Source organism: Mumia sp. zg.B17 (assembly GCF_019550915.1).
Classification (GTDB): domain Bacteria; phylum Actinomycetota; class Actinomycetes; order Propionibacteriales; family Nocardioidaceae; genus Mumia.
The window spans coordinates 139,295-165,541 of sequence record NZ_JAHWCI010000003.1; the positions used below are offsets into that span (position 1 = coordinate 139,295).

At 69.7% G+C, this 26,247-nt stretch carries 24 protein-coding genes, 1 pseudogene and 1 riboswitch; of the genes and pseudogenes, 8 read left to right on the plus strand and 17 right to left on the minus strand.

The features are described from left to right. The first annotated feature begins 51 nt into the window (after positions 1-51). Both KV097_RS04680 and pgl read left to right on the plus strand, forming a co-directional pair. A complete protein-coding gene (locus KV097_RS04680; RefSeq protein WP_220341568.1) occupies positions 52-1,140 on the plus strand; it encodes a glucose-6-phosphate dehydrogenase assembly protein OpcA in 1,089 nt (362 codons plus the stop codon). Next, positions 1,137-1,871, plus strand: coding sequence for a 6-phosphogluconolactonase (gene pgl, locus KV097_RS04685; RefSeq protein WP_220345026.1), 735 nt, complete (start codon positions 1,137-1,139; stop codon positions 1,869-1,871). Before KV097_RS04680 ends, pgl begins: the two co-directional genes overlap by 4 nt. Positions 1,872-1,985: 114 nt before the next feature. Here the strand turns inward: pgl and KV097_RS04690 are convergent, their stop codons facing one another. The 11 genes and pseudogenes from KV097_RS04690 to uvrA all read right to left on the minus strand — a co-directional run. Beyond that, positions 1,986-2,339, minus strand: coding sequence for an RNA polymerase-binding protein RbpA (locus KV097_RS04690; RefSeq protein WP_220345025.1), 354 nt, complete (start codon positions 2,337-2,339; stop codon positions 1,986-1,988). Positions 2,340-2,455: 116 nt separating this feature from the next. Continuing rightward, a complete protein-coding gene (secG, locus tag KV097_RS04695; RefSeq protein ID WP_220341565.1) occupies positions 2,456-2,689 on the minus strand; it encodes a preprotein translocase subunit SecG in 234 nt (77 codons plus the stop codon). Positions 2,690-2,729: 40 nt separating this feature from the next. Then, entirely contained in the window at positions 2,730-3,536 is an 807-nt protein-coding gene (tpiA, locus tag KV097_RS04700; protein WP_220341564.1) for a triose-phosphate isomerase, read from the minus strand. A gap of 5 nt (positions 3,537-3,541) precedes the next feature. Continuing rightward, positions 3,542-4,732 carry a phosphoglycerate kinase gene (pgk, locus tag KV097_RS04705; RefSeq protein ID WP_220341563.1) on the minus strand — a complete coding sequence of 397 codons (1,191 nt, stop codon included), beginning with the start codon at positions 4,730-4,732 and terminating at the stop codon, positions 3,542-3,544. Between the two features lie 50 nt (positions 4,733-4,782). Next, a complete protein-coding gene (gene gap, locus KV097_RS04710) occupies positions 4,783-5,787 on the minus strand; it encodes a type I glyceraldehyde-3-phosphate dehydrogenase (RefSeq protein WP_220341562.1) in 1,005 nt (334 codons plus the stop codon). 104 nt (positions 5,788-5,891) lie between these two features. Further along, entirely contained in the window at positions 5,892-6,878 is a 987-nt protein-coding gene (gene whiA / locus KV097_RS04715; protein ID WP_220345024.1) for a DNA-binding protein WhiA, read from the minus strand. Between the two features lie 169 nt (positions 6,879-7,047). Next, positions 7,048-7,956: a uridine diphosphate-N-acetylglucosamine-binding protein YvcK gene (yvcK, locus tag KV097_RS04720; RefSeq protein ID WP_220342487.1), complete on the minus strand. Its 909-nt coding sequence runs from the start codon at positions 7,954-7,956 to the stop codon at positions 7,048-7,050. A 59-nt stretch (positions 7,957-8,015) separates the two neighbouring features. Further along, complete coding sequence (gene rapZ / locus KV097_RS04725; RefSeq protein WP_308289344.1) at positions 8,016-8,900, minus strand: RNase adapter RapZ; 885 nt, start codon at positions 8,898-8,900, stop codon at positions 8,016-8,018. Continuing rightward, a complete protein-coding gene (gene uvrC / locus KV097_RS04730) occupies positions 8,897-10,885 on the minus strand; it encodes an excinuclease ABC subunit UvrC (RefSeq protein WP_220345023.1) in 1,989 nt (662 codons plus the stop codon). Before uvrC ends, rapZ begins: the two co-directional genes overlap by 4 nt. Before the next feature lie 48 nt (positions 10,886-10,933). Continuing rightward, the gene (locus tag KV097_RS04735; protein ID WP_220365212.1) at positions 10,934-11,398 is read right to left on the minus strand and encodes a Rieske (2Fe-2S) protein; all 465 of its coding nucleotides are present in this window, start codon (positions 11,396-11,398) and stop codon (positions 10,934-10,936) included. A gap of 382 nt (positions 11,399-11,780) precedes the next feature. Next, a pseudogene (uvrA, locus tag KV097_RS04740) lies at positions 11,781-14,622 on the minus strand (excinuclease ABC subunit UvrA); the annotation flags it as partial. Between the two features lie 161 nt (positions 14,623-14,783). Between uvrA and KV097_RS04745 the strand changes: the two are divergent. Beyond that, positions 14,784-15,482, plus strand: coding sequence for a maleylpyruvate isomerase family mycothiol-dependent enzyme (locus tag KV097_RS04745; RefSeq protein WP_220345020.1), 699 nt, complete (start codon positions 14,784-14,786; stop codon positions 15,480-15,482). Positions 15,483-15,513: 31 nt separating this feature from the next. Beyond that, a complete protein-coding gene (locus tag KV097_RS04750; protein ID WP_220365214.1) occupies positions 15,514-16,167 on the plus strand; it encodes an MBL fold metallo-hydrolase in 654 nt (217 codons plus the stop codon). Positions 16,168-16,171: 4 nt separating this feature from the next. Here the strand turns inward: KV097_RS04750 and KV097_RS04755 are convergent, their stop codons facing one another. Next, positions 16,172-16,606: a hypothetical protein gene (locus KV097_RS04755; RefSeq protein ID WP_220365215.1), complete on the minus strand. Its 435-nt coding sequence runs from the start codon at positions 16,604-16,606 to the stop codon at positions 16,172-16,174. Positions 16,607-16,743: 137 nt separating this feature from the next. Here KV097_RS04755 and KV097_RS04760 point away from each other — a divergent pair, with 137 nt between their 5' ends. Next, positions 16,744-17,652: a LysR family transcriptional regulator gene (locus tag KV097_RS04760; RefSeq protein WP_220345016.1), complete on the plus strand. Its 909-nt coding sequence runs from the start codon at positions 16,744-16,746 to the stop codon at positions 17,650-17,652. Between the two features lie 10 nt (positions 17,653-17,662). On the opposite strand, the gene KV097_RS04765 is transcribed toward KV097_RS04760, so the two are convergent. Beyond that, on the minus strand, positions 17,663-17,863 hold the full coding sequence (locus KV097_RS04765; protein WP_220341551.1) for a hypothetical protein: 201 nt from the start codon (positions 17,861-17,863) through the stop codon (positions 17,663-17,665). A gap of 190 nt (positions 17,864-18,053) precedes the next feature. Between KV097_RS04765 and KV097_RS04770 the strand changes: the two genes are divergently transcribed. Then, the gene (locus KV097_RS04770; protein ID WP_220365216.1) at positions 18,054-19,481 is read left to right on the plus strand and encodes an APC family permease; all 1,428 of its coding nucleotides are present in this window, start codon (positions 18,054-18,056) and stop codon (positions 19,479-19,481) included. Positions 19,482-19,512: 31 nt separating this feature from the next. Here the strand turns inward: KV097_RS04770 and KV097_RS19510 are convergent, their stop codons facing one another. Together KV097_RS19510 and KV097_RS04780 are read right to left on the minus strand one after the other, a co-directional pair. Beyond that, positions 19,513-19,974, minus strand: coding sequence for a transglycosylase family protein (locus KV097_RS19510; RefSeq protein WP_220345014.1), 462 nt, complete (start codon positions 19,972-19,974; stop codon positions 19,513-19,515). Beyond that, positions 19,975-20,138, minus strand: a riboswitch (cyclic di-AMP (ydaO/yuaA leader). It lies immediately after the preceding gene. 147 nt (positions 20,139-20,285) lie between these two features. Then, complete coding sequence (locus KV097_RS04780) at positions 20,286-21,299, minus strand: TerC family protein (RefSeq protein WP_220345013.1); 1,014 nt, start codon at positions 21,297-21,299, stop codon at positions 20,286-20,288. Between the two features lie 211 nt (positions 21,300-21,510). Here KV097_RS04780 and KV097_RS04785 point away from each other — a divergent pair, with 211 nt between their 5' ends. After that, a complete protein-coding gene (locus tag KV097_RS04785; protein ID WP_220365217.1) occupies positions 21,511-22,578 on the plus strand; it encodes a hypothetical protein in 1,068 nt (355 codons plus the stop codon). Between the two features lie 36 nt (positions 22,579-22,614). On the opposite strand, the gene uvrB is transcribed toward KV097_RS04785, so the two are convergent. Both uvrB and KV097_RS04795 read right to left on the minus strand, forming a co-directional pair. Beyond that, positions 22,615-24,723, minus strand: coding sequence for an excinuclease ABC subunit UvrB (gene uvrB, locus KV097_RS04790; RefSeq protein WP_220365218.1), 2,109 nt, complete (start codon positions 24,721-24,723; stop codon positions 22,615-22,617). Between the two features lie 9 nt (positions 24,724-24,732). Next, positions 24,733-25,374: a hypothetical protein gene (locus KV097_RS04795; protein WP_220365219.1), complete on the minus strand. Its 642-nt coding sequence runs from the start codon at positions 25,372-25,374 to the stop codon at positions 24,733-24,735. 129 nt (positions 25,375-25,503) lie between these two features. On the opposite strand from KV097_RS04795, the gene KV097_RS04800 reads away from it, so the two are divergent. Then, positions 25,504-26,217, plus strand: a complete 714-nt coding sequence (locus tag KV097_RS04800) for a TetR/AcrR family transcriptional regulator (protein WP_220365220.1) — start codon at positions 25,504-25,506, stop codon at positions 26,215-26,217. The last annotated feature ends 30 nt before the right edge of the window (positions 26,218-26,247 follow it).

Here is a 26,247-nt window from a genome sequence, read left to right on the forward strand (position 1 = left end):
CGACGTTGCGCCAGCCCCAGCCGTGACACGCGACGAAGAGCGAGGACAGCGATGAAGGTCGATCTGAACGACACCAGCGCGAGCGCCGTCGCCTCGGCGCTGGTGAAGGCGCGCATCGCCGCCGGGAGTCCTGCCATGGGGATGGTGCTCACGCTCATCGTCGTCACGGACGAGGCACGGTACTACGACGCGATGCGGGCCGCCCGGGTGATCTCGCGCGAGCACCCCGCGCGCGTCCTCGGCGTCATCCTGCGGTCCAAGCGCGGCCCCGCGAGCCTCGACGCGCAGGTCCGGATCGGCAACGACAGCGCCGGCGAGTCGATCATCCTCCGGATGAGCGGTGAGCTCACCCAGCACGCCGAGTCGGTCGTCCTGCCGCTCCTGCTTCCGGACTCCCCCGTCGTCGCCTGGTGGCCCGGTGCGGCGCCCAAGGCTCCCGCGCAGGATCCGCTCGGCTCGCTCGCGACGCGGCGGATCACCGATGCCGCCGCCGCACGCACCCGCCACGCCGCTCTCGTGCGGGTCGCCCGCGCCTACCAGGCCGGTGACACCGACCTCGCGTGGACGCGGCTGACCCCGTGGCGCGCGCTCCTGGCGGCTGCCCTGGACCAGGTCGAGCTGGTGGTCACCGGCGGGTCGGTCGTCGCCGAACGCGGCAACCCCAGCGCTGACCTGCTGGTCGCCTGGCTCGAGGCCCGGCTCAAGGTGCCGGTCCAGCACTCCGTCTCTCGGGGCCCCGGGATCACGGAGGTCCGTCTGCACTCGATCATCGGCGACATCGCGGTGCTCCGGCACGACGGCCGCCACGGTGTGTTCATGGTGCCGGGTGAGGCTGACCGGGCCGTCGCGCTCAAGCGTCGGACGACAGCCGAGCTCCTGGCCGAGGATCTTCGTCGCCTCGACGAAGACGACGTCTATGCGGAGACGGTCCAGCGCCTGCTGCGCCGTGAGGACGGTGCCGTCGGCCGGTCCTCGAAGACGTCGGGGCGCTCGAAGCCGTCCGTCGACGCGCCCAGCGACCCGGCGGCCTCGGGGGCGAAGACCAAGAAGTCGGCGGCCACGAAGGCGTCAGGCAAGAAGTCGGCGGCCAAGAAGGCGCCCGCCAAGACCACCCCCCAGCGGACGGACACGACACGGTGAACGACGACCCCGAGATCCTCATCGACAATGATGCCGACCAGCTCGCCCGCAGCATCGCCGACCAGCTCGTCTCGACTCTCGCTGCGCTCCAGTCGCAGGGCCGGGTGCCGGCGATCGTCCTCACCGGCGGAACGATCGCCGACAAGCTGCACCGTGCGGTCGCTGCGCGAGCCCAGGACGGTCGCGTCGACTGGTCACGCGTCGAGATCTTCTGGGGCGACGAGCGGTTCGTCGCGGCCGACAGCGACGACCGCAACGAGCGACAGGCCCGCGAGGCGCTCCTCGACCACGTCGCTGTCGACGAAGCACGGGTCCACCCGATGGCGCCGGACGACGGCACGGTGTCCCTGGATGAGGCTGCTCAGCAGTACGCCGAGGTGGTGCGCGACCGAGTGTTCGACGTCGTCATGCTCGGCGTCGGCCCGGACGGCCATATCGCCTCGTTGTTCCCCGGCAAGCCCACGCTCGCCATCGACGATCGGGACACCGCGAGCGAGAGCGACTCCCCCAAGCCGCCGCCGGCGCGGGTCACGCTCACCTATCCGGCACTCAACCGGGGCCGGGAGGTGTGGTTCCTCGTCTCGGGTGACGGCAAGGCGTCCGCGGTCGCACGAGCACTCACCGGCGACGACGTCCGCCAGACTCCAGCGGCTGGGGTGACCGGCACCGAGCAGACGCTGTGGATGCTCGACGAGGGAGCTGCGTCTGAGCTCCCCGACCACCTGCGCTGAACAAGGGGGCCGTGGGGGGGGGGGGGGGGGGGGGGGGGGGCCCCCCCCCCCCCCCCCCCCCCCGCCCCCCCCCCCCCCCCCCCCCCACCCCCCCACGGCCCCCTCAAGCCACGCTCAGTAGATGACCTCGCCGCGCGCACGACGGGCGCGCAGAGTCTCCACAGCCTCGGTCAGGATCTGCTCTGCCTCGTCGTCGCTCCGACGCTCCTTCACGTAGGCGAGGTGCGTCTTGTACGGCTCGATCTTGGGAGCCGTCGGAGGGTTCTCGTGGTCCTGGCTGGCCGGGAGGCCGCATCGCGGGCAGTCCCACGACTCGGGAACCGCGGCCTCCATCGCAAAGCTCAGAACCGTCGTATGGGTGTTGGAACAGAAGTAGGAGATCGCCCGGCGTGGCGCGGTGTCCCCGCGCTCGGCCTCCCCCATCGGGCCTGAACCGACCCGACTACCTCGAATGGCACCGCCTGACACCTGTGGACTCCTCGCCCCTCGTCGCAGTCATCGCCACCGGCGCACGCCGGGTCGATCAGAAGTGTAAACGGCTCAGCACCCCGGGTCGAGATGCCGCGATCAGAAAAGTGGCGCGATCAGCTGTAGGTGAAGAGCAGACCGAGTGCCACGCAGCAGATGCCCCAGATCACCGCGGTGCCGACCGTGATGCGGTCGAGGTTGCGCTCGGCCACCGACGAACCGCCGAGGCTGCTCGAGACTCCGCCACCGAACATGTCGGAGAGGCCGCCGCCACGTCCCTTGTGCATGAGCACGAGGACGATGAGCAGCACGCTCGACAGGATGAGCAGGATCGAGAAGGTGAGGATCACGAGGATCGTCCTTTGGTCGCGGCGTACGGTCGGTCGTGGATCAGGCCACGCCCGACAGGTCGGGGAGGTCGTAGAACCGGCAGATGCCGGCGAACTCCTCCGCTTGGAGGCTGGCTCCCCCGACCAGAGCGCCGTCCACGTCGGACTGCGCCATGATCGCAGGCGCGTTCGCGGCCTTCACCGATCCTCCGTACAGGATACGCACCCGCTCGGCAGCTTGCGAAGACCACGTCTTGGCGACCTGCTCGCGGATCGCGGCGCAGACCTCCTGGGCGTCCTCGGGGGTCGCCACCTCGCCGGTGCCGATGGCCCAGACCGGCTCGTAGGCGATGACGGACTCGGCGACCTGGTCGGGCGACAGTCCGGCGAGGGAGCCCTCGACCTGCGAGGTGCTGTGGGCGACGTGGGTGCCCTCCTTGCGGACGTCGAGACCCTCACCCACGCAGACGATGGGCGTCATGCCGGCGTCGAGGGTCTTGAGCGCCTTCGCGGCGACCGTGGCGTCGTCCTCGCCGTGGTGCTGGCGCCGCTCGGAGTGTCCGACGACGACGTAGGAGCAGCCGAGCTTGGCCAGCATCCCGGCCGAGATCTCACCCGTGTAGGCGCCGGCGTCGTGAACCGACACGTCCTGTGCGCCGTAGCGGATCTTCATGCGGTCGCCGTCGACGATCGTCTGAACGCTCCGCAGATCGGTGAACGGCGGGACGACGGCCACCTCCGCCTTGTCGTAGTCGTGCTTCTTGTCCTGGAGCACCCAGGCGAGCTTCTGCACCAGGACGACAGCCTCCTGGTGGTTGAGGTTCATCTTCCAGTTCCCCGCGATCAGCGGGGTGCGCTTGTGCGCCATCGTCGTCAGCCCTCCAGGACCTGCAGGCCGGGGAGGTCGCGGCCCTCGAGGAACTCGAGGGACGCGCCGCCACCGGTCGAGATGTGACCGAACTGCTCGTCGCGGAAGCCCAGGCGCCGCACGGCGGCAGCCGAGTCGCCACCACCGACGACGGAGAGCCCGTCGACCTCGGTGAGGGCTCCGGCGATCGCCTGGGTGCCCGCAGCGAACGCGGGGAACTCGAACACGCCCATCGGACCGTTCCAGAAGACGGTGCGAGATCCGCGGATCTGCCGCGCGAACGCCTCGCTCGACTCAGGCCCGATGTCGAGCCCCATCTGGTCGGACGGCATCGCGTCGGCGGCGACCGTCGTCGGAGGCGCGTCGGCCGAGAACTCGGGCGCCACCACGATGTCCGTCGGGAGCACGATCTCGACCCCCTTCTCTGCGGCGCGGGCGAGGTAGTCCTTGACCGTGTCGATCTGGTCGGCCTCGAGCAGCGAGGCACCCACGCCGTAGCCCTTGGCCGCCAGGAAGGTGAAGACCATCCCGCCGCCGATGAGGAGCGCGTCGGCCTTGTCGATCAGGTTGTCGATCACGCCGAGCTTGTCCGAGACCTTGGACCCTCCCAGGACGACCGCGTAGGGGCGCGCGGGGTCCTCGGTGAGCCGGCTGAGCACGTCGACCTCGGCGAGCACGAGGCCGCCCGCCGCCGACGGGAGCCGCTGCGCGATGTCGTAGACGCTGGCCTGCTTGCGGTGCACCACGCCGAAGCCGTCGGAGACGAACGCGTCGCCGAGCTGGGCGAGCTCGTCGGCGAACGCACCCCGCTCGGCGTCGTCCTTGCTGGTCTCGCCGGGGTTGAAGCGGACGTTTTCGAGGACCGCCACCTGACCGTCACCGAGACCGGCGACCACCTCGTGCGCCGAGGCGCCGACGGTGTCGCCGGCGAACGTCACGTCCTGGCCGAGGAGCTCGGCGAGCCGCAGCGCGACCGGCTCCAAGGAGTAGGCCGGGTCGGCCTTGCCCTTGGGACGGCCGAGGTGCGCCATGACGACGACCTTCGCACCGGCGTCGGCGAGACGCCGGATCGTCGGCACGCTCGCGCGGACACGCCCGTCGTCGGTGATCGTGGTGCCGTCGAGCGGCACGTTGAGATCGCTGCGGACCAGCACGCGCTTGCCGCGCAGGTCGCCAAGGTCGTCGATGGTCTTCACTGTGCTCCCCGGGGAGACGTTGCTCGGATCGGTTCTGGTCGGCGAGACGCTCAGAGCGACTGACCGACGTACGAGGTGAGGTCGACGAGGCGGTTGGAGTAGCCCCACTCGTTGTCGTACCAGCCGACAACCTTGACCTGGTCGCCGATCACCTTGGTCAGGCCCGAGTCGAAGATGCACGAGGCCGGATCGGTGACGATGTCGGTCGACACGATCGGGTCCTCGGTGTAGACGAGGTAGCCCTTGAGCGGACCCTCGGCGGCCGCCTTGACGACGGCGTTGACCTCCTCGACCGAGGTCTCGCGGGGCGCGGTGAACGTCAGATCGGTCGCCGACCCGGTCGGGACGGGGACGCGGAGCGCGTAGCCGTCGAGCTTGCCCTTGAGCTCGGGGAGCACGAGGCTGACGGCCTTCGCGGCACCCGTGGAGGTCGGGACGATGTTGATGGCTGCCGCACGAGCACGACGGAGGTCCTTGTGGGGGCCGTCCTGGAGGTTCTGGTCCTGCGTGTAGGCGTGGATCGTCGTCATGAGGCCACGCACGATGCCCAGGCCGTCGTTGAGCGCCTTGGCCATCGGCGCGAGGCAGTTGGTCGTGCACGAGGCGTTGGAGATGATGTGGTGCGACGCGGGGTCGTACAGGTTCTCGTTGACGCCCATCACGACCGTCAGGTCCTCGTTCTTGGCGGGTGCCGAGATCAGGACCTTCTTGGCGCCGGCGTCGATGTGGGCCTTGGCCTTGGTGGCGTCGGTGAAGAAGCCGGTCGACTCGATCACGATGTCGACACCGAGGTCGCCCCACGGCAGCGCCGACGGGTCGCGCTCCTCGAACGCCTTGATGGTGCGGCCGCCGACGGTGATGGAGCTCTCGTCGTACGAGACGTCCTCCGGGAGCCGACCGAGGATCGAGTCGTACTTGAGGAGGGTTGCGAGGCTCTTGTTGTCGGTCAGGTCGTTGACGGCGACGACCTCGAAGTCAGCCCCCGAGGCCAAGGCGGCCCGGTAGAAGTTGCGGCCGATCCGGCCGAATCCGTTGATACCTACGCGCACGGTCACGACGCTTCTCCTTCGAGGATCACTCATCAGGCACTGGATCTGACGATCACCACGACCCTATCGCGGGGTCCGGACGCCCGCGCACACGGCTTCGGGGCCGTGGATCAGGCGCCGTCGGCCAGCATGTCGTCGGTCAGACAGGCCTCGGTGTCGGGAATGCCGAGGTCCGCCGCCCGCTTGTCTGCCATAGCCAGCAACCGCCGGATCCGGCCCGCGATCGCGTCCTTCGTCAGTGCCGGGTCGTGAAGCTGGCCCAGCTCCTCCAGGCTCGCCTGCTTGTGCTCGACGCGCAACTGGCCGGCGGTGCCGAGGTGGTCGGGCACGTCGTCCCCGAGGATCTCCAGCGCCCGCTCCACGCGTGCGCCGGCGGCGACCGCGGCGCGCGCCGAGCGGCGCAGGTTGGCGTCGTCGAAGTTGGCGAGGCGGTTGGCCGTCGCCCGCACCTCGCGGCGCATCCGGCGCTCCTCCCAGGCGAGCAGGGACTCGTGGGCACCCAGCCGGGTCAGCAAGGCGCCGATGGCCTCGCCGTCGCGGATGACAACACGATCGACTCCCCGGACCTCGCGTGCCTTGCCCTGGATGCCCAGCCGGCGGGCCGCACCCACCAGCGCGAGAGCAGCCTCGGGACCTGGGCACGTCACCTCGAGCGCCGAGGACCGGCCAGGCTCCGTCAAGGACCCACGAGCGAGGAACGCGCCACGCCAGGCAGCGACCGCGTCACAGGTCGCGCCCGAGACCACCTGCGGAGGCAGGCCGCGGACCGGGCGGTTGGCGGCATCGAGCAGTCCGGTCTGACGTGCCAGGGCGGCACCGTCGCGCGCGACGCGGACGACCCACCGGGTGCCCTTGCGGATGCCGGCACCCTGGAGCACCTGCACCTCGCTGGCGTGCCCGTAGACGTCGGCGATGTCGTTGCGCAGCCGCCGCGCGGCAGCGCCGGTATCGATCTCGGCCTCGACCACGATCGCGCCCGCGACCAGGTGCAACCCGCCACCGAACCGCAGCAGCGAGGACACCTCGGCCTTGCGGCAGCACGCCTTGGTGACCGTTGTGCTCGACAGCTCAGACTTCACCTGCGTGGTCATCGCCATGCGCGTACTCCTCTTGATTGTCCTCGCCGGCCCAGACGTGGATCCTCCTGCGCCACTGTACGCGCGCCGCTGGGCGTTCGTGCCCACCTGGAGGGGGGTTCGGGCGCTCGTCGCGGAGCCTCCCGGCCGATGGTCCACGCCCCGCGCGACGTGCTGCTGAGAACTGTCACTAGGTGACCCGCATGATGCGGTCGTACGCCGCCGCGAGACGCAGCGGGTCATGGCGCGCCGACCCGTCGTCACGCGCCAGCCGGTCGAGGACCAGCTCCGCACCGAGGTCGTCGGCCGCGGCACGGAGGCTGGGCTCGTCCGCCACCGCGTCGCGGTCGGCGAGCACGACGTCGACTCCCAGACGAGGCGCGTGCTCGGCGATCACCTCGAGGTGGCGCTCGGGCGAGAAGCCCTCGGTCTCCCCCGGTTGCGCCTCGAGGTTGAGGACGAGCATCCGCTGTGCGGACGTCTCGTGGAGGGCGCGAGACAGCTCGGGCACCAGCAGGTTGGGGATCACGCTCGTGAACCACGATCCGGGACCGACGACGACCCAGTCGGCCTCACGGACGGCGACAGGTGCCGGCGGCGACGCCGGTGGGTCCACCGGCTCCAGCCGGACGCTCACCACGTCACCGGGCGCCGTCGCGACCTCCGCCTGCCCTCGGACGACCGTGAGCCCGCCGTCGCCCTGCCGGACGGTCGCCTCGATGTCCAGAGGGATCGAGCTCATCGGCAGGACGCGGCCGCGCGACCCGAGGAGCCGTCCGATCCAGTCGAGCCCGGCGACGTGGTCGCCGAGCAGGTCCCACAGGCTCACGATGAGGAGGTTGCCCAACGCGTGGCCGCTGAGCTCTCCGCCGGAGTCGAAGCGGTACTGGAGGACCTGGGCCCACGTCTGACCCCACTCGTCCTCACCGCACAGCGCCGCCAGCGCCTTGCGGAGGTCACCGGGCGGCAGGACGCCCAGCTCGGTGCGCAACCGGCCCGAGCTGCCACCGTTGTCGGCGACCGTGACGACCGCCGTGATCTCGCCCGGGAGGTAGCGCAGCGCCGACAGGCTGGCGGCGAGCCCGTGCCCGCCGCCCATCGCGACCACTTTGCGCTGCGTCAGGGGCGAGACGCCCAGACCCCCGCGATGCGGCGCGCTCACTCGCGCCCCAGGTCACGGTGGACGACGAGGGTACGGACGTCGTGCGCGCGCAACCGCTCGCCGAGCGCCTCCGACATCGCGACGCTGCGGTGGCGCCCACCCGTGCACCCGATCGCGATCGAGAGGAACCGCTTGTTCTCGCGGACGAAGCCGTTGGTGAGGGTGGCGAGGAGAGCCTCGTACTGGTCGAGGAACGGGAGGGCGTCGGGCTGTCCGAGGACGTACTCGCTGACCTCGGGATCGAGCCCACTCATCGGCCGCAGAGAGTCGACCCAGTAAGGGTTGGGGAGGAAGCGCATGTCGGCGACCATGTCGGCGTCGACGGGGATGCCGTACTTGAAGCCGAACGAGACGACGGTCGCCCGCAGCGGGTGCAGGTCGGGGTCTTCGAAGGCCGCGGAAACACGGGCAGACAGCTGGTGGACGTTGAGACGCGACGTGTCCACCACGAGGTCGGCCTTGGAGCGCAGGTCGCGCAGCAGCTCGCGCTCGACGCGGAAGCCGTCCAGGAGCCGCCCCTCGGTCCGGAGCGGGTGCGGACGCCGCGCAGCCTCCTGACGACGGACCAGCACCTCGTCCGCGGCCTCCACGAAGATCACGGTCGAGCGCAGCCCTTCTTTGCGGACGTTCTCGAGCGCTCCCTCGAGAGCGGAGAAGAACTGCCGCGACCGGGCGTCGACGACCACGCCGAGACGGGTCGCGGCGTGGTTCTGACCGAACAGGGCGACGGCGTCGCCGAGCAGCTGGGGCGGCAGGTTGTCGACCACGAAGTAGCCGAGGTCCTCCAGCACCTTGGCCACCGTGCTCCGGCCGGCCCCGGTCATGCCCGTCACGAGGACAAGCTCCTCCACCCCGGACGTACTAGTTGCGTCGACGCTCACGACCCCTCCTCGATGATCTCGCCGGTGGTCATGTTGATCGCGGGGGCCGTCGGCGTGGTCCGGTCCCCGGCGAGTGCTTCGACGACAGCGGTCGCCGTACGCGGCCCGAAGCCGGGCACCGCCGCGACCTCCTCGACCGTGGCAGCGCGCAGCTTCTTGAGTGAGCCGAACCGACGAAGCAGAGCCTTGCGGCGGACCTCGCCGAGTCCTGGCACGTCGTCGAGAGCACTCTCCACCATGGTGCGGGACCGCCGCCCGCGGTGGTGGGTGATGGCGAACCGGTGCGCCTCGTCGCGAACGCGCTGGAGGAGATAGAGGCCCTCGCTGGTGCGAGGCAGGATGACGGGGTCGTCCTGCTCGGGGAGCCACACCTCCTCGAGCCGTTTGGCCAGTCCGCACAGCGGGATGTCGTCGACCCCCAGCTGCCGCATCGCGTCGTAGGCCGCTGCGACCTGCGGAGGGCCGCCGTCGACGACGACGAGTCCGGGCGCATAGGCGAACTTGCGCGGCTTGCCGGTGTCGGGGTCGACCAGCGCCGGCCCCTCGGCCTCGTCGTCGCCCCCGAGCTCCGGTGCGGCGAGGGCAGCACGCTCGTCGAGGTATCGCCGGAACCGCCGGGTGATCGTCTCGTGCATCGACGCCACGTCGTTCTGCCCCTCCACGCCGCGGATGACGAAGCGCCGGTATTCGCTCTTGCGAGGCAGACCGTCCTCGAACACGACCATCGACGCGACGACCTCGGTGCCTTGGAGGTTGGAGATGTCGTAGCACTCGATCCGCAGCGGTGCCTCTGGCAGCGCGAGGGCGACCTGCAGCTCCTCGAGGGCGCGCGTACGGGTGGTCAGGTCGCTCGCCCGCTTGGTCTTGTGGAGGATGAGCGCCTGTCTGGCGTTGCGCTCGACGGTCTCCATCAGGGCGCGCTTGTCACCGCGCTGGGGGACGCGGATCGCGACCCTGCTCCCCCGCTGCTGCGTCAGCCAGTCGGCGACCGCGGCGGCGTCCTCGGGCAGTGTCGGGACGAGGACCTCGCGCGGGATCGCCTCGGCCTGCTCGCCGTCGTACAGCTTCATCATCGCCCGCTCGACCATCTCTCCCGTGCCCGCGTCGTCGGTCTTGTCCGCCACCCAGCCACGCTGACCGCGGACCCGTCCACCACGGACGGAGAAGATCTGCACCCCGACCTCGAGCGGGTCGTCGGCGAGGGCGATCACGTCGGCGTCGGTCCCGTCACCGAGCACGACGGCGTTCTTGTCGAGGGCCTTGCGCAGCGCGTTGATGTCGTCACGGAGGCGAGCCGCCCGCTCGTACTCCTGCTCACCGGCGGCTGCCCGCATGTCTCGCTCGAGCCGCTTGATGTAGGTCGTCGTGTTGCCGGCCAGGAACGAGCAGAAGTCGTCGACGATCTCGCGGTGCTCCTCGGGGCTGACCCGACCGACGCACGGCGCCGAGCACTTGCCGATGTAGCCCAGGAGGCAGGGCCGTCCGATCTGCTCGGACCGCTTGAAGACGCCGTTGGTGCACGAACGCATCGGGAAGACCCGCAGGAGCAGGTCGACGGTCTCGCGGATCGCCCACGCGTGGCTGTAGGGGCCGAAGTAGCGCACGCCCTTGCGCTTGGCACCCCGCCCGACCATCACCCGGGGGAACTCCTCGTCGAGCGTCACGGCCAACCACGGATAGGACTTGTCGTCGCGGTATTTGACGTTGAACCGCGGGTCGTACTCCTTGATCCACGTGTATTCGAGCTGGAGTGCCTCCACCTCGTTGGAGACGACCGTCCACTCGACGCTCGACGCGGTCGTCACCATCTGCTGGGTGCGGGGGTGGAGGTGAGCGATGTCCTGGAAGTAGGAGGAGAGCCTCGACCGCAGCGACTTGGCCTTGCCGACGTAGACGACCTGCCGGTTGTCGTCGCGGAACCGGTAGACGCCCGGCGCATCGGGGATGGATCCCGGTGCGGGACGGTACGTCGCTGGATCGGCCACAGACAAAGCGTACGAGGCGGCGCCGACACCGGCCGCGGGGCAGGGAGGTCAGGCGAGGAAGAGCGTGTCGCCCTCGACGCGGACCTCGCGGGTCTCGAGCGGCTTCTTGGCGGGGCCCCGCTCCACCGACCCGTCCTCGATCGAGAACTCGCTCCCGTGGCACGGGCACACCATCAGGTCGTCGTCGATCTTGCTCACCGCGCAGCCCTGGTGGGTGCAGACGGAGGAGAATGCCTTGAACTCGCCCTCGGTCGGCTGCGTGACAAGGACGTTCTCGCCTTCGAAGAAACGTGCGCTGCCCACCGGGACCTCGCTGGTCGCGCCGAGCTCGGTGCCACCCGCAGAGCCGCCACCGGTCGTCGCGCCACCGGCGGGCGGAGCGCTGGTCGTGCTGGAGCCGGACGGCGCGTCCTCGCCCCCGCACGCGGCCAGAAGACCACCAGTCACGGCGACACCTCCCAGGACGCCCACTCCCTGGATCACGGTGCGTCGCTTCATCGTGCCCTCGCTCATCGGTCGGTCCCTTCGTCGGACGTCGTCGTGTCGGTAGAACGTTCAACGGTCTGCCCCCCTCGATGGTGCCCGCTGCTGCACGGGCGTACGGCGAACCGTCAGGAGGTCTTCTTGGCCGCCGTCTTCTTGGCTGCGGCCTTCTTGGCGACCGTCTTCTTCGCCGCGGGCTTCTTCACTGTCGACTTCTTGGCCGCTGACTTCGTGGTCGGGGCCCCCTCGGCGGCGGTCTCCAGCGCGGCGGCGCGCGCCGCCGCACGCTTCTCGGCGGCCGACGCCTTCGCGGACGCGGTCCGGCCCGATCCCATACGGATCCGGCCGGGCGTCACGTCGAGCGCCGGCTGGAGGGACGGCTGCTTCGCCTCACGGCCCTCGAGGAGCGGCTTGAGGAAGTGGCCGGTGTAGCTGTCCGGGTGCGCGGCGATGTCCTCCGGCGTGCCCTCCGCGACCAGCGTCCCTCCTCGGTTGCCACCGTCGGGACCCATGTCGATCAACCAGTCGGCCGTCTTGATGACGTCGAGGTTGTGCTCGATGACGATCACGGAGTTGCCCTGGTCGACGAGCCGGCCCAGGACGCCGAGCAGCTTGCGAATGTCCTCGAAGTGCAGACCGGTGGTCGGCTCGTCCAAGACGTACAGCGTGCGGCCGGTCTGGCGCTTCTGGAGCTCGGCGGCGAGCTTGACGCGCTGCGCCTCGCCACCGGACAGCGTCGGCGCGGGCTGACCGAGGCGGACGTAGCCGAGGCCCACGTCCACCAGCGTGTTGAGGTGGCGTGCGATCGCCGGGATCGCCTGGAAGAACTCCTTGGCCTCCTCGATCGGCATGTCGAGGACCTCGGCGACGGTCTTGCCCTTGTAGTGGACCTCGAGCGTCTCGCGGTTGTAGCGCGCTCCGTGGCACACCTCGCACGGGACGTAGACGTCAGGCAGGAAGTTCATCTCGATCTTGATCGTGCCGTCGCCCGAACACGCCTCGCACCGGCCGCCCTTGACGTTGAACGAGAAGCGTCCCTGCTGGTAGCCCCTCACCTTCGCCTCGGGCGTCGCGGCGAAGAGCTTGCGCACGTGGTCCCAGACGCCCGTGTAGGTCGCCGGGTTGGATCGCGGCGTCCGGCCGATCGGCGACTGGTCGACGTGGATGATCTTGTCGACCTGCTCGACGCCGGTGATGTCCTTGTGGCGTCCTGGAAGGGTGCGCGCGTTGTGGATCGTCCGGGCGAGAGATGTGTAGAGGATGTCGTTGACCAGCGTCGACTTGCCCGAGCCGGACACGCCCGTCACGGCGACGAGCTGCCCGAGCGGGAACGTGACGTCGATGCCCTTGAGGTTGTGCTCGCGCGCGCCTCGCACCACGAGCTCGTGACCCTCGCGTCGCGGGCGGCGCTCGGCCGGTACGGAGATCTCACGACGACCGGAGAGGTAGGCACCGGTGATCGACTCCTCCGACGCGTACAGCTCCTCGACAGGGCCGGAGACGATCACCTGCCCACCGTGCTCCCCCGCACCGGGACCGATGTCGACGGCCCAGTCGGACGCCCGGATCGTGTCCTCGTCGTGCTCGACCACGATCAGCGTGTTGCCGAGGTCACGCAGGCGCACCAGCGTCTCGATGAGGCGGTGGTTGTCACGCTGGTGAAGGCCGATCGACGGCTCGTCGAGGACGTACAGGACGCCGACCAGACCGGCGCCGATCTGGGTCGCCAGACGGATGCGCTGCGCCTCGCCGCCCGACAGCGACCCCGCCGCGCGGTCCAGGCTCAGGTAGTCGAGGCCGACGTCGAGCAGGAACCGCAGGCGCTCGTGGATCTCCTTGAGGACGTGCTGGCCGATCTGGCTCTCACGCTCGGACATCTCGAGGTCGCTGAGATATCGGGCGGCCTCCTCGATCGACAGCGCGGACACCTCGGCGATGTTCTTCTCGCCCTGTGTGGCCGAGGCGACGGTGACCCCCAGGATCACAGGCTTGAGCCGCGTGCCACCGCAGGTCGGGCAGGGCACCTCGCGCATGTAGTCCTCGAAGCGCTCCCGCGTGGTGTCGGACTCGGCCTCGGCGTGCCGACGCACGACGTACGGGATGACACCCTCGAAGGAGCTCCAGTACGAGCGCTCGCGCCCGTACCGGTTGCGGTAGTGGACGTGGACCTGCGTCGGGTGTCCCTCGAGCAGCGCCTTGCGGGCTTCTGCCGGCAGCTCCTCGAAGGGAGTGGAGGTCGTGAAGTCGAGCTCCTCGGCCAACGCGTCGATCAGACGGCCGAAGTAGTCGGCGACGTGCGCGGCCGACCACGGAGCGATGGCCCCGTCGTCGAGCGACAGCGAGGGGTCGGGGACCACCAGCTCAGGATCGACCTCCATCCGGGTGCCGAGGCCGGAGCACTCGGGGCACGCGCCGAACGGGGCGTTGAAGGAGAAAGAGCGCGGCTCGAGCTCATCGACGGCGAGGGGGTGCTCGTTGGGGCAGGCCAGCTTTTCGGAGAAGCGGCGCACGCGGCCCGGATCGTCGTCGGGCAGGTCGACGAAGTCGAGCAGGAGGAGCCCGTCGGCGAGGTTGAGCGCGGTCTCGACGGAGTCGGTGATGCGCTGCTGCGAGGTCGGCTTGACGACGAGGCGGTCGACGACGACCTCGATGTGGTGCTTCTTCTGCTTGGCCAGGGCCGGCGGGTCGTCGGCGAGGCTACGGACCTCGCCGTCGACGCGCACCCGGCTGTAGCCCTGCGACTGAAGCTGGCGGAACAGGTCGAGGTATTCGCCCTTGCGGCCCCTGATGACCGGAGCCAGCACCTGGAAGCGGGTGCCCTCCTCGAGCGCCATGATGCGGTCGACGATCTGCTGCGGGGTCTGCTTGGTGATCGCCTCGCCGCACACGGGGCAGTGCGGATGCCCGATCCGCGCGTACAGCAGACGGAGGTAGTCGTACACCTCGGTGATCGTGCCGACGGTGGACCGCGGGTTGCGCGAGGTGGACTTCTGGTCGATGGAGACCGCCGGCGACAGGCCCTCGATGAAGTCCACGTCGGGCTTGTCCATCTGGCCGAGGAACTGACGCGCGTACGCGGAGAGGCTCTCGACGTAGCGGCGCTGGCCCTCGGCGAAGATCGTGTCGAACGCCAGCGATGACTTGCCGGAGCCGGACAGGCCGGTGAAGACGATCATCGCGTCCCGCGGGAGGTCGAGGGAGACATCCTTGAGGTTGTGCTCGCGGGCACCGCGAATGAGCAGTCGATCTGCCACCTGATCAGCCTTCCTGGAGGTCGCGCGAGTCGAGGAGAAGGGCGCGGACCAGCGCCCGGGCAGCACTCGACCCACGCTTGCAATCGTACCGGCGGGTCCTGACAGGAATGCTTGACGGAATCGGCTGACCAGTCACCGGCCAGGCCTGGCATGGTGATCCCATGGCGACCCCCCACGACGTGATGGACCTGGTGGACTCCCGCACGCGAGACCTCCTGCTCGCGCTCGGCGCACTCGAGGACGCCGACATGCGGGCGCCCAGCCTCCTCCCCGGATGGACCCGCGGCCACGTCGTCACCCACCTGGCCCGCAACGCCGACGCGCTCGTCAACCTGCTCACGTGGGCACGGACCGGGGAGGAGACGCCCATGTACGGCTCCCCCGCCGCTCGTGACGCCGACATCGAGGCCGGCGCCCACCGCGACGCCGACGCGCTCCTGGACGACCTCACGGAGGCGTCGGTGAGATGGATCACCACGGCGCGGCAGCTCCCGGAGGAGGCGTGGGGCCGCACGGTCGTCGCGCGAGGCGGCAAGGAGGTCCCCGGGTCGTGGGTGCCCATGCTCCGGGCGGGTGAGGTGATCGTCCACCACTACGACCTCGACCTCGGCTACACGCCCGAGAAGTGGCCGCAAGGGTGGGTCTCCCTCGCGCTGCACGACGCCACCCGCGGCCTGAGCGACCGCGCTGGGGAGCTGCTCGCCCTGCGGTCGACCGACTCCGGCTTCGGGGTCGGCGACGGCGGTGGGCGTACGGTGTCGGGCACGCAGTCCGACCTCCTCGCGTGGGTGACCCGTGGGATCGTCGGTCCGTCCCTGACCACCGCCGGCGACCTGCCCGAGCTCGGACCGTGGCGTTGAGCCGGCGCCGTACCCGCACCGTGGAGGAACGATGACGTACACCGGCAAGGTCACCGTCGGCGGGACGCCGCACGTCCGCGAGCTCGCCGACCTCATCATCACCAAGGTCGCCGTCGGCCCGATGAGCAACAACGCGTACGTCCTGCGCTGCCGTCACACCGACGAGCAGCTGCTCGTGGATGCGGCGAACGACGCCGACACGCTGCTCGAGGTCGTGGGCGAGGCCGGTCTGTCCACGGTCGTGACCACGCACCGGCACGGCGACCACTGGCAGGCACTGGCCGCGGTCGTGGCGGCGACCGGTGCCAGTACCGTCGCCGGTGCCGACGACGCCGAGGAGATCGGCGTCCCCATCGACGTCGTCGTCACCGACGGGGAGGAGATCTCCGTCGGACGGTCACGACTCCAGGTCATCCACCTCGTGGGGCACACGCCGGGCTCGATCGCCCTGCTGTTCGACGATCCCGACGGGATGCCGCACCTGTTCACCGGCGACTCGCTCTTCCCGGGCGGGGTCGGCAAGACCGGCTCGCACGACGACTTCGTGACGCTCCTCGGCGACGTCGAGCACAAGGTGTTCGACCAGCTGCCGGACGAGACATGGTTCTACCCCGGGCACGGCGACGACTCGACGCTCGGCGCCGAGCGGCCCCACCTGGCCCAGTGGCGCGAACGCGGCTGGTGAGCGGTCAGGCGGCAACGGGCATGCGCTGCGAGGTGAGGACCGTCAGCTCGTCGACGCTCATCTGCAGCGTCGGGTCGCGCTCGTCCCAGACCTCGTCGAGGACGTGCTGCTCGTACGCGGGTGCGGCGGTGACGACCGGAGCCGCGACAGGGCTGACCGCCGCGGTGGCGGCAGGCTGCTGCGTCGCCTGCTTCTTCGCGAAGATCACCCACAGGGCCTGACCGCCGATCACGACCCAGATGAGGTTCGCCGCGGCGGAGGGCCAGATCCCGTTGAACGCCGCGACCGCCCCCATCAGGCCGGCGCCGAGGAGGTTGGCGGACTGGTAGCGCGCCGAGGCGGCGCTCCAGCGACCGCGGCTGACGAGAAGGTACGCGGCAGCGCCCGCGACTGCGCCGAACCACCCGAGGGCGGTGACAAAGTCGGCGAGGGAGAACATGTGCGGCTCCGAGAGATCGTGCGTGGATGAGGGGATGTCGGCGACCGGATGTCTCACTGCGGCGACCCCCTCAGTGTGCGTCGCGCAAGGGTTAAGCACAATCGACCTATCCTTGATGAGCCGTTTAGTATTGCTAAATGGCCTCCATCGATCCCCGCCGTCTCGCGGTTCTCCTCGCCGTCCACCGCTCCGGCGGCATCCTGGCGGCCGCCGACGAGTTGAACGTCACACCGTCGGCGGTGTCGCAGCAGATCGCACGGCTCGAGTCCGAGGAGGGTCTGGACGTCCTGGACCGCGGTCCTCGCGGCGTCACGCTGACCCCCGCCGGCCGCGTCCTCGCCGAGACCGCGGAACGCATCGAGGCGGAGCTGGTCGAAGCCCGCAAGTCGCTCGCGACCCTGAGCGGCGACGTCTCCGGGCGCGTCGCGCTCGGGGCGTTCCAGACGTCCATCCAGGCGATCGTCGGCCCGTCCCTCGGGCAGGTCCGCGAGACCTATCCCGGCATCGAGGTCACCGTCGAGGAGCACGAGCCGGACGACGCCCTCCGCCTGCTCCGGGCCGGCGAGCTCGACCTCGTGCTGGTCGAGCAGGACGAGGAGGCCGTCTCACCGGCGCCGCGCGGGACTCACGACGTGATCCTCCTCGACGAGCCGTGGCGCGCCGTCATCCCCTCCTCGTTCGCCACGCCGACCCAGGCCGCCGACCTCGCGGACGCCCGATGGCTCGGAGCCGAGCCTCAGACGGCCGCGGCACGAGCACTGCAGCGCCTGGCGCGCACGCTGGGAGGGCAGCTGACGATGGTCCACCAGTTCACGAGCTTCGAGACGGCGTACGCCCTGGTGGCCGCCGGGGAGGGCGTGGCCATGGTGGCGGCGCTCGCGCTCCACCAGGACCTTCCCGCCGGCGTCGAGGTGGTCGCGCTCCCGGGACTGGGCTCGCGTCGCGTGATCGCCCGGCACCGGCAGAACCGGCGCGAGCCCGGCCTGGCCGTCTCCGCCGTGGTGGACGCACTGGTGGCTGCGGCGGGGCGGGTGGAGCTCGGCTGAGCCCTACCGGTCACCCGGCGGACGGTCGAGGACCGGCGGGGCGCAGGCGGCTGGCGGACACCCACTGCTCCACCAACGTCCCCTCCCCCTCCTTGCCCGGGACGAACGCGACTCGGGCAACCCAGCCCTGCGACTCGCGACGCCACTCGATCACCAGACCGGGGTAGGCGTCGGACTCGTACCGGCTCAGCGAGACCCAGACGTGCCTCACTCCGCCCCCCTCACGAGGCGGGGCGACGGCACGCTCCTCCTGGCCGTATCGCCTGTTCGCGCCCACGTCGGACAGGATACGCCTCGTTCGAACACGTGTTCGAACCACTCTCTGTGCGTGGGGGGTTGCGGCCGACGCCACGGCGCACGACAGTAAACCCACGCGCTGCCGGCGTACGAGGAGGAGTGTCATGAGCGACACCGGGCCCGGGTCCACGTCGTCCGATCAAGAGGAGGGCCGGCCGACGGAGCTCAGGCGCTTCCTCACCCCCAGACTCCTCTTGTTGTTCATCGTCGGTGACATCCTCGGCACCGGCGTCTATGCGCTCACCGGGCAGGTGGCGGCGGAGGTCGGCGGCGCGGCGTGGCTGCCCTTCCTCATCGCCTTCGCCATCGCGACCCTGACCGCGTTCTCGTACCTCGAGCTCGTGACGAAGTATCCCCAGGCCGCCGGTGCGGCGCTCTACACCCACAAGGCATTCGGGATCCACTTCCTCACGTTCCTCGTGGCGTTCGCGGTGCTCTCGTCCGGGATCACGTCGGCCTCGACCGCGTCGCGTGTCTTCGCGCGCAGCCTCGACCAGGGCTTCGGGCTCGACCTGGACAGCACCGGCATCCTGATCGTGGCCCTGCTGTTCATGGTCGCGCTCGCACTGGTCAACCTCCGTGGGGTCGCCCACGGGATCATCACCAACGTCGTCCTCACCGTGGTCGAGCTCTCCGGGCTCCTGCTGGTCCTCCTCGTCGGCATCTGGGCGGTCGTCGAGGGAAACGCCGACTTCTCCCGCGTCGTCGCGTTCGACACGCCCGAGGACAAGAACGTCTTCCTCGCTGTCACCACGGCGACGTCGCTGGCGTTCTTCGCGATGGTGGGCTTCGAGGACTCGGTCAACATGGCGGAGGAGACGAAAGACCCCGTCTCGACCTTCCCGCGGATCATGCTGACCGGGTTGTCGATCACGGGACTCATCTACGTTCTCGTCTCGATCACCGCCGTTGCGCTCGTCCCGATCGGCCGGCTCGCCGCGACGGAGACGCCCCTGCTCACCGTCGTCGAGCTCGGCGCCCCCAACCTCCCGATCGACGAGATCTATCCGTTCATCACGATGTTCGCCGTCGCCAACACGGCGCTCATCAACATGCTCATGGCCAGCCGGCTCCTCTACGGCATGGCCAGGCAGCACGTGCTGCCACCGGCGCTGGCCCACGTCGGTCGCCGGCGGCAGACGCCATGGGTCGCGATCCTCTTCACGACCCTCCTAGCCCTGGGGCTCATCACCTACGTGTTCAACGCGAGCGAGGACGCCGTCGCCACCCTCGGCGGCACCACCGCACTCCTCCTGCTCGCGGTCTTCACGATCGTCAACGTCGCGGTGCTGGTGCTGCGCCGCGACCGCGTCGACACCCGCCACTTCGTCGCGCCGACCGTCATCCCGGTGGTCGCCGCCGTCGTCTCGCTCTATCTCGTGACGCCACTGTCGGGTCGTGACACCGAGCAGTACGAAGTTGCGGGACTGCTGCTGGGCCTGGGAGTGGTGCTGTGGGTGATCACCTGGATCATCAACCGCGCGTTCTACGCCGAGCGCACCTACGTGAAGGACCCCGCCGAGCTCGACTGAGCTCGACGGGGTCCGCGGTGAGGCGGGTGGCTCACCAGAACTTCTTGCGCCACCAGCGCGGGAAGTATCCGATGGCGCCCTTCTTGGCGACACGGTCGCTCTTGGCGAAACCCTGCCACTTCTCACGCTTGTGCTTGGTCGTCAGGCCGAGCTTGCGGGTGCAGCCTGGCCATGCGCCCCACCCTTGCCGCCTGAGGACCTTCTCCGCGACCGCGATCTGCTCGCGGCGCTTGGCCTTGTAGGCGGTCGACGCATACTTCTTGCCGCCGTACGACCGCCAGGTTCCTGGGTTGAACTGCAGACCACCGTGGTAGCCGTTTCCGGTGTTGATGTGCCACCGACCTCCCGCCTCGCACTTGGCGAGGCGCTCCCAGGTCCGGTCCTTGGCCGCACTGGCGGGCGTGCTGGTGAAGACCAGCAGACCGGCGACCAGACCCATGAGGGCGAGCGTGGTGGCGACGCCGCGCTTGGCGACGTGAAGGGCGTTGTTCATGTGTTCCTTCACAACGCCTGTGGGGTTAGCTGTCGGGTTCGGGCCGAAGGTGCCCTGCCGATCACGGACGAGTCCGCGACCGGGCTTCACCCCAAGGAGCCGTGGCTCCGGAATTGGGTTCCCCACTCCTGTCCGTCATGTTCGTGGTTCGCCGGCCCCCGTTGACCGACCCTCCGGGGTAGGTCTCGCCCGCGGACAGGATTCGGCGTCGAGCAAGACCTCAGTCAGACTAACCCACATAATCCGGACAACAAGCCCAGGCGGTCCGCAAGCCACCTATAGCGGACTGGCGGACCCCGGGCGGACGACGATCAGCGCGGCGGGACGTCCTCGCGCTCGTCGGGCCGCTTGGGCTGCGGCTGGTGGCGGGTCTTCCACAGGCTGGCGGCCGCGGTCAGGGCCAGGACCACGATGATCACCGCGAGGCTCATCAGCGTCGGGATCTCCGGCACGTCGAGGTGCTCGCCGTTGTTGATGAACGGGAGCTCGTTGGTGTGCAACGCGTGGAGGACGAGCTTGACGCCGATGAAGGCGAGGATCACGGACAGGCCGAGCGACAGGTACACCAGACGCTGGAGCAGCCCGCCCAGCAGGAAGTAGAGCTGGCGCAGACCCATGAGCGCGAAGATGTTCGCCGTCAGGACGAGGTACGGCTCCTTGGTGATGCCGTAGATCGCCGGGATCGAGTCCAGAGCGAACAGCAGGTCGGTGGTGCCCAGGGCCAGGATCACGAGGAACATCGGCGTCAGGAACCGCTTGCCGTCGATGTGCACGGTCATCTTCATGCCGTGGAACTCGTCGGCGACGCTGAAGTGCCGCTCGGCGAACCGCACGACGGCGTTGTCACCGGCCTCCTCGTCGTCGTGGTTGCGATAGCTCTTGACCAGTCCGTACGCCGTGTAGACGAGGAAGAGACCGAAGATGTAGAAGACCCAGCTGAAGTTGTTGATCGCCGCGGCACCGAGACCGATGAAGATCCCACGGAAGATCAGGGCGAGGATGATCCCGATCATCAGCGCCTCTTGCTGATAGACCCTGGGCACCTTGAAGCTCGCCATGATGATGATGAAGATGAACAGGTTGTCCACCGAGAGGCTGTACTCGGTGAGCCATCCGGTGAAGAACTCCAGGCCGTACTGACCGCCGTGGAAGCCCGTCACCCAGATGCCGAACGCGACCGCGAGTCCGACATAGATGGTGAGCGCGACCCCGGCTTCCTTCATCGACGGCTCGTGGGGCCTGCGCGCGATCACGACGACGTCGAACAGGAGCACGGCGACGGTGACGCCGATCGTGATCCACCACTCGAGGGGTGTGACGTTCATACGGTTCGGTTCCTCCGGTCGGATGGGTTGTCTGGCCGGAGGTCTCTTCCGCCGGGCCGGCGCGAGGAGCACCCTGACACGGCTCGACCCGCCGGGCCAGCGCGCTGGCCGTGATGACGACGGGTCGACGAAAGGAATACTCCCCTCCCTGCGCCATTGTGCCAGAGGCCGCCCCGGGTGCTCGTGTCGCAGACCTCGCTAGGCTCGCGCCGTGGCAGTGAGACACGTAGGCCTGGTGGGCACGCTGACGAGCCCCGGCGCGAGGCGGGCTCTGCTGCGCCGAGGCACGAGGTCGACCATCCCCGAGGTGCTCGACACCGCCCCTCTCCAGGCTCGCGAGGTCGAGGTGCCGGGACAGGCCGCGGCGTACGGGTTCACCTGGGAGCACCCCGATGCTGACACCGAGGACTGGTACCCCCAAGGCGTCACCACCTCCGCGGACGCGACCGCCGGGGACGCACCCGGCGGCACCGGAGGGCGCGACGTCGTCGCCGTCAGCTGGTACGCCCACCACCACGCACGACGCAACGGCGCCCGGCTGACCTTCGTCGACCTCGCGACGCTGCGCTACCAGCACGTGCTCCTGGTCAGGGCGCGACGAACCCCCTGGGGCGTCCGTGCGCGGCCCGTCCCGACCCATGCCGGCGGCATCGCCTGGTACGGCCCGTACCTGTACGTGGCCGCGACCCGCGCGGGCATCTACGTCGTGCGGATCGACGACCTGCTCCGCCTGCCCGACGGCGCTCGCGGCGGGCCCTCGAGGCGGCTGGGTTACGAGCTGGTCCTGCCGGTGTTCGCGAAGCTGTCGGCGTGGAGCCGCGACGACGGCAGCCGGCTGCGCTACTCCTTCTTGTCGATCCAGCACGGCAGCCCGGAGGACGGCAGCCCAGCGTCTCTCGTCGTCGGTGAGTACGGCGGGGTCGGAAAGACCCAACGGCTCTGGCGGTTCCGGCTGGACCCGCGCACGCACCTGCCCGTTCGCGACCCTGCCACCGGACGACTGACACCCGACGAGCTCCATCCGGAGCAGGCCGCCAGGATGCAGGGAGCGACCGCCATCGACGGCACGTGGTACGTGACCACGAGCCAGGGCCGGGGCAACAACGGCGACCTGCTCGTCGGCAGACCGGGCGCGTTCCGACGGCACAAGAAGGTGCTCCCGACGGGGTGCGAGGACATCGCCGCGTGGCCGCAGCAGCGGAGGCTGTGGTCGGTGACCGAGTGGCCCGGGATGCGGTGGGTGTACGCCGTCGATGCGGATGCGTGGGAGGGACCGTAGGCCTGCGGGGTGGCGCGGGCCGTCCGGCCTCTCCGATCAGCCGGCGCCGGCGGCCTGCATCTGGCGGAGCTCCTTTTTGAGCTCGCCGATCTCGTCACGCAGTCGTGCCGCCACCTCGAACTGAAGGTCCTCCGCGGCCGCGTGCATCTGGGAGTTGAGTCCTTGGATCAGCTCGGCCAGCTCGGAGGCCGCCATCGACGACGTGTCGACGCGCGTGCCGTCACCGGACGCTCCGACGAGCGGGACCGGTGACTTGCCGCGCGACTGGGCCCGACCCGACCCGACGAGCTGCTCGATGTCCGCGTCCTCGCGAGCGAGCATGTCGGTGATGTCACCGATCTTCTTGCGCAACGGGGTCGGGTTGATGCCGTGCTCGGTGTTGTAGGCGACCTGGATCGCACGTCGGCGGTTGGTCTCGTCGATCGCCTGCTCCATCGAGGGCGTCACCGAGTCGGCGTACATCACGACCTGCCCCGAGACGTTGCGGGCAGCACGCCCGATCGTCTGGATCAGAGACCGGCCGGAGCGCAGGAAGCCCTCCTTGTCGGCGTCGAGGATCGCCACCAGGCTCACCTCGGGCAGGTCGAGGCCCTCACGCAGGAGGTTGATGCCGACGAGCACGTCGTACTCGCCCATCCGCAGCTCGCTCAGGAGCTCCACCCGCCGCAGCGTGTCGACCTCGCTGTGGAGGTAGCGGGTGCGGATGCCGGCCTCGAGCAGGTAGTCGGTCAGGTCCTCGGCCATCTTCTTGGTCAGGGTCGTGACGAGCACCCGCTCGTTGCGCTCGACCCTGCCGCGGATGAGCTCGATGAGGTCGTCGATCTGCCCCTTGGTCGGCTTGACGATGACCTCCGGGTCCACCAGACCGGTCGGGCGGATGATCTGCTCCACGATCTCGTCCGGGTCCTTGACCTTGGACATCTCGTAGGGGCCCGGCGTCGCCGAGAGGTAGACGGTCTGGCCGATCCGCTGGAGGAACTCCTCCCACTTGAGCGGCCGGTTGTCCATCGCGCTCGGAAGTCGGAACCCGTGCTCGACCAGCGTCCGCTTGCGAGACATGTCGCCCTCGTACATCCCGCCGATCTGCGGGATCGTGACGTGCGACTCGTCGACGACGAGCACGAAGTCCTCGGGGAAGTAGTCGAGGAGGCAGTTGGGTGCCGTGCCTGGCAGGCGCCCGTCCATGTGGAGGGAGTAGTTCTCGATGCCCGAACAGCTGCCGACCTGACGGATCATCTCCATGTCGTAGGTGGTGCGCATCCGGAGCCGCTGCGCCTCGAGGAGCTTGCCCTGGCTCTCGAGCTCGGCAAGCCGGTGCTCGAGCTCGTTCTCGATGCCTCGCACGGCGGTCTCGAGCCGCTCCGGCCCGACCGTGTAGTGCGTCGCGGCACCGACGTAGAGCTCGCGCTCCTCGCTGAGCACCTCGCCGGTCAACGGGTGCAACGTCATCAGCCGCTCGATCTCGTCACCGAAGAACTCCACCCGCACGGCGAGCTCCTGGTAGACCGGGAAGATCTCGAGGGTGTCGCCGCGCACGCGGAAGGTGCCGCGCGTCGCCGCCAGGTCGTTGCGGGCGTACTGAGCCACGACGAGGGTGCGAAGGAGCTTGTCGCGGTCCATCTCAGAGCCGACCTGGAGGTGGATCATGCGGTTCATGTATTCCTCGGCGGACCCGAGGCCGTAGATGCACGACACCGTCGCGACCACGATCACGTCGCGGCGGGTGAGGAGGTTCCAGGTGGCGGAGTGCCGGAGCCGCTCGACCTCCTCGTTGATCGAGGAGTCCTTCTCGATGTAGGTGTCGGTCTGCGGGACGTACGCCTCTGGCTGGTAGTAGTCGTAGTACGAGACGAAGTATTCGATGGCGTTGTCGGGGAAGAAGTGCCGGAGCTCGTTGGCGAACTGGGCGGCGAGGGTCTTGTTGGGCTGCATCACGAGCATCGGGCGCTGCAGCTTCTCGGCCAACCAGGCGACCGTCGCCGTCTTGCCCGTGCCCGTGGCACCGAGCAGCACGGTGTCGGTCTCCCCGCGCTCGACGCGCTCGGCGAGCTTCTTGATCGCCTCCGGCTGGTCGCCGCTGGGCTCGAAGTCGGCGACCACGCGCAGGGGCGCGACCTGGCGCTGGAGGTCCTTCACGGAACGCATGCTTCGAGCCTACGTCGTGGGACCGACAGTCTCCCTGCGTGCACGACGGCGCACGACGAACGGTCCTCCGACGACCACCAGGACGACGGCCGCGACGACGATCCCGATGAGCACCGGGGGCGGCGAGTCGGCCTCCGAGGTGTCCTCCGGGGTCGCGCTCGCTCCCCCACCGGCTCCGTCGGCGGTCCCACCGTCCTCCACCGCCGACGGTCCGGCATCGGACGGGCTCGGGGCGACCGGTGCGGGGCGGTACGCCGACCGGTCCGACGTCGCTGCCTCCAGGTCGTCGAGGACGGCGTCGGCGACCGGGCGGGTCCCGCCGCAGACCCTCGACACGAGGGCACCGGCCGCGGCCTCGACGAAGAAGACGTACTGCCGGTCGTCCTCGAACGACGGCGGCGGGCCGACCTCGGGAACGACGACGGGCGTCGTCCGCGGGACCTCGCCCTTGTAGACGTCGCTCACTGCCACGACGACGGCATCGTCGCCGGCGCCGCTCGGAGTGACCGTGCCCACGAACACCGCATCGGCGCGATCGAGCTGCTCGGCCACCGGCGTCGGCACACAGCTGCTCGCGCCCGCCGGCCCGGACGCCAGGAACGACCCGAGCACCAGACCCGCACCCACGACCACTGCCGCACCTCGCCGCATCCTGCTCCCTCACGCTGTCGTCGTACGTCGGATGACGGATCCGTGCCGTGCGGACCACGCTACCGCGTGATCGGAGCCTCGCCGGAGCCGTTCGCACCAGAAGGCACGGCCGCCCTCTAGACTCCGGGTGTGGGAGATGAGAACGCCGGGGCACCTGGGCCGCGAACGCCGCGCGGCGCGCGAGCGACGGCCGCACGGAGACGCGCTCGCGAGGACGACATCATCCGGGCGACGCGCCACCTGTTCGACACGGTCGGGCTGCGCGACGCGCAGATCGAGGACATCGCCCAGTCCGTCGGGATCAACCGTGCGATCATCTATCGACACTTCTCCGGCAAGGAGGAGCTCTTCGCGCTGACCCTGGTCGGCTATCTCGACGAGCTCGCCGAGGTGATGCGCGACGCCGACGACGAGAGCCGCACCCCCGCCGAACGCCTCGAGCGGGTCGCCAGCGCCTTCCTCGACCGCGGTCACGAGCATCCCGCCTTCGTCGACTGCGCCCTGGACCTCCTGAGCAAGTCCGGCGAGGAGCTCTTCGAGAGCGTCTCGGAGGGAGCGATGATCCGGCTGGGCCGCGGCATGCTCGGCCCTCTCGGCGTGCTCGCCGAGGTGCTCGAGGCCGGCAACAAGTCCGGCGACTTCCATGTCGACGACCCCTACATGCTCGCCAACATGCTCTACACGCAGTCGCTCGGCGCGCTGCAGTTCGCCCGCAACCAGCTCCTGGTGAGCGAGGGGGCGCCCGGCGTCCCGACCGTGCGCCGTGTGAGCTGGGAGGCCGTCAAGCGCCACACCATCCGTGCGGCGCACGCGATGGCGATCGCGGACGAGCCCGTCGGCTGAGAGCGCCGACGGGCCTCGACCGCGGCCCGG